The organism is Candidatus Symbiopectobacterium sp. (assembly GCF_020054415.1).
Taxonomy (GTDB): domain Bacteria; phylum Pseudomonadota; class Gammaproteobacteria; order Enterobacterales; family Enterobacteriaceae; genus Symbiopectobacterium.
Genome location: NZ_JAHWCO010000250.1, coordinates 1 through 3775 on the forward strand (window position 1 = coordinate 1; position 3775 = coordinate 3775).

The following is a 3775-nucleotide window of genomic DNA, read 5'->3' on the forward strand; positions in this document are numbered from 1 at the left end:
AAGGCGATGTCTCCGCAGACGAACGGCATCTGCGAGCGCTTCCATAAAACCATTTTGCAGGATTTTTATCATGTTACGTTCCGCAAGAAGTTATATGGAGACCTGGAAAGCCTGCAGGTAGATCTGGACAACTGGTTGTGGAATTACAATAATGAGCGAACTCATCAGGGAAAAACGTGCTGCGGGCGTACGCCGATGGCCACTTTACTCGATGGAAAACGGATCTGGGCAGAAAATAATCTGAACCAGATGTAATCTGACAGACACCTGTATAAATAATCGGTAACTGTCAGATCAGGTCTGAGCTAGTACAAATTATTGTTGGTTGAATGAAGTCGGTTCAGCCTTCTGCTGAAGACAACGGAGGAACCGCAATGTCCCAAGATCCATTCCTGGAACGAGAAGCAGAAAAATACGAATCACCCATCCCCAGCCGCGAATACATTCTGGCTCACATCGAAAAACGCAATACGCCCATTAGCCGCGATGAACTGGCTGCCGATTTGGAACTCACTACGGAAGAGCGGCAAGAAGCGCTGCGCCGTCGTTTGCGCGCGATGGAGCGTGACGGTCAACTGGTGTTCACCCGCCGCCAATGCTATGCGTTGCCGGAAAAACTGGATTTGCTGCGTGGCACGGTGATCGGCCACCGCGATGGTTTTGGTTTCCTGCGTGTAGAAGGGCGCAAGGACGACTTGTACCTGTCGGCTGAAGAGATGAAACGCACTATGCATGGCGATGTGGTGCTGGCGCAACCGCTGGGTACCGATCGCAAAGGGCGGCGTGAGGGCCGTATCGTGCGGGTTCTGGAACCGCGTACCGGGCAGATTGTCGGTCGCTACTTCCTCGATGCCGGTATGGGGTTTGTGGTGCCGTATGACAGCCGCCTGAGCTTCGATATTCTTATCGCGCAAGAGAACATCAACGGCGCCCGTATGGGCTACATGGTGGTGGTTGAGTTAACGCAACGTCCCACGCGCCGTACCAAAGCCATTGGGAAGATTGTTGAGATCCTAGGCGATAAAATGGGTACCGGCATGGCGGTGGATATCGCACTGCGCACCCACGATATCCCGCACACCTGGTCGAAGCAGGTCGAAGAACAGATCAAAGATTTCAACGAACAGGTGCCGGAAAGTGCGAAAAAAAGGCGCGTCGATCTGCGTTCGCTGCCGCTGGTGACGATTGACGGTGAAGACGCGCGCGATTTTGACGATGCGGTCTACTGCGAGAAAAAACGCGGTGGCGGCTGGCGTCTGTGGGTTGCAATTGCTGATGTCAGCTATTACGTGCGTCCCAATACGCCGTTGGATCATGAAGCACGGGCGCGTGGTACCTCGGTCTATTTCCCTTCACAAGTGGTGCCGATGCTGCCGGAAGTGCTGTCGAACGGCCTGTGTTCGTTGAACCAGGACGTGGATCGGCTGTGTATGGTGTGCGAGATGACCATTTCTGCGACCGGCAAGCTGACGACATACAAATTCTACGAAGCAGTGATGCGCTCCCATGCGCGCCTGACCTACACCAAGGTGTGGCATATGTTGCAGGGCGATGCGGAACTGCGTGCGCATTACCAGCCGCTGGTTGGCGGATTGGAAGAGCTGCACAAGATGTATCAGGTGTTGGAAAAAGCGCGTGAAGAGCGCGGCGGCATCGCCTTTGAAACCGAAGAAGCGAAGTTTATCTTCAACGCGGAACGCCGTATCGAACGCGTGGAATCGATGGTGCGTAACGATGCGCACAAACTGATTGAAGAGTGCATGATTCTGGCCAATATCTCGGCGGCCAGATTCGTTGAGAAAAATCAGGAGACTGCACTGTTCAGGGTGCATGATCGCCCGAGTGAAGACCATGTGCTGGCACTGCGCAGAGTGCTGGGTGAGCTTGGTTTGACGCTGAAAGGCGGTATGAAGCCGGAACCCAAAGATTATGCAGAACTGATGACGCTGGTGGCGGATCGCCCTGACCATGAAATGCTGCAAACCATGATGCTGCGCTCCATGAAACAGGCAATTTACGATCCGGAAAATCGCGGTCACTTTGGTCTGGCGCTGACATCATACGGTCACTTTACGTCGCCGATTCGCCGCTATCCCGATCTGTCACTGCACCGTGGCATCAAGTATTTGCTGAGCGATCGTCGTGAACGTTGGACGCCGACTGGCGGTTGGCACAGCGATCTTAATGAGATGCTGCAACTGGGCATGCATTGTTCGCTGACTGAGCGGCGGGCGGATGAAGCCACGCGCGATGTCGCCGACTGGTTGAAATGTGACTTTATGCAGGATCACGTCGGTGAATCTTTTACCGGGATTATTTCCAGCGTAACCGGCTTTGGCTTCTTTGTGCGTCTCAACGATCTGTTTATCGATGGTCTGGTGCATGTCTCGACGCTGGATAACGACTACTACCGTTATGACAATGTGGGCCAACGCTTGATCGGTGAATCGAGCGGGCAGGTCTATCGTCTGGGTGATGAGGTCGAAATTCGCGCGGAAGCCGTCAATATGGACGAACGCAATATCGATTTCTCTCTGCTCTCCAGCACACGCAAAGTGCGCGGTGAAGGCAAGACTGCACACAACAAGGCGAAAAAACCGGAGCGCCGTGAGGCGCGGCCAGCACGGCGCGGTGGTAAGAAAACGGCTAATTTTGAGCCTGACAGTGCGTTTCGCAAGGACGATAGAGCAGGGAAAAAGGCTGCGCCCGATAAGGTGAAAGCAAAGGCCAAGGAGAAGAAAAAGACCGACAAGGCGCAGAAAAACGCCGAAAAAACGCGTAAAATCGCCGCCGCCGCCAAGGCGAAACGCGCCAGTAAAAAGAACGCTGCACAGTAATGCCCGCAGCGAACGGAGGAGCTTCCGCCGTTCGTTAACACACCACGTTTGAAGAGTATCAATGAGCGAAATTATTTACGGTATCCACGCAGTCAACGCCCTGTTAGAACGCGATCCACAGCGTTTTCTGGAAGTCTTCATCCTCAAAGGGCGTGGAGATCGCCGCTTGCAACCGGTGATCGCGGCCTTGGAAGCTAATGGCATTGTGATTCAGGTAGCGAATCGTCAATGGTTGGATAGCAAGGTTGGAGGGGCCGTGCATCAGGGGATCGTGGCGCGCGTCAAAGAGGGGCGTCAGTATCAGGAAAACGATCTGCCGGATCTGCTGGCAAGCGTAGCACAGCCGTTTTTGTTGGTACTGGATGGCGTTACCGATCCTCACAACCTCGGTGCGTGCTTGCGTAACGCGGATGCCGCCGGGGTGCATGCGATCATTGTGCCGCGCGATCGTTCTGCGCAACTCAATGCCACCGCGAAAAAAGTGGCCTGCGGGGCAGCGGAAAATGTGCCTTTGATCCGCGTGACCAATCTGGCGCGTACGCTGCGCTTGCTGCAGGAAAATCAAGTGTGGATCGTCGGGACCGCGGGTGAAGCAGACCACACGCTCTATCAAAGCAAGCTGATTGGACCGCTGGCGCTGGTTATGGGCGCGGAAGGGGAAGGGATGCGTCGTTTGACGCGTGAACACTGCGATGAGTTGATCAGCATCCCAATGGCCGGTAGCGTTTCGTCGCTTAACGTTTCGGTTGCGACCGGTGTTTGTCTGTTTGAAGCGGTGAGACAGCGTCTGGCGTAACCTGTACTAGCTCAGACCTGATCTGACAGTTACCGATTATTTATACAGGTGTCTGTCAGATTACATCTGGTTCAGATTCTTTTCTGCCCAGATCCGTTTTCCATCGAGTAAAGTGGCCATCGGCGTACGCCCGCAGCACATT

The 3775-nt window shown here is 54.3% G+C and carries 3 protein-coding genes; all 3 read left to right on the forward strand.

All coding sequences use genetic code 11. The annotated features are described in order from the left end of the window. On the forward strand, positions 1-255 hold a 255-nt coding region (locus QZ506_RS07305), incomplete at its 5' end, for an integrase core domain-containing protein (RefSeq protein ID WP_291970089.1). A 119-nt stretch (positions 256-374) separates the two neighbouring features. Beyond that, on the forward strand, positions 375-2837 hold the full coding sequence (gene rnr / locus QZ506_RS07310; protein ID WP_291970091.1) for a ribonuclease R: 2463 nt from the start codon (positions 375-377) through the stop codon (positions 2835-2837). A 61-nt stretch (positions 2838-2898) separates the two neighbouring features. After that, positions 2899-3633, forward strand: coding sequence for a 23S rRNA (guanosine(2251)-2'-O)-methyltransferase RlmB (gene rlmB, locus QZ506_RS07315; RefSeq protein WP_291970093.1), 735 nt, complete (start codon positions 2899-2901; stop codon positions 3631-3633). The last annotated feature ends 142 nt before the right edge of the window (positions 3634-3775 follow it).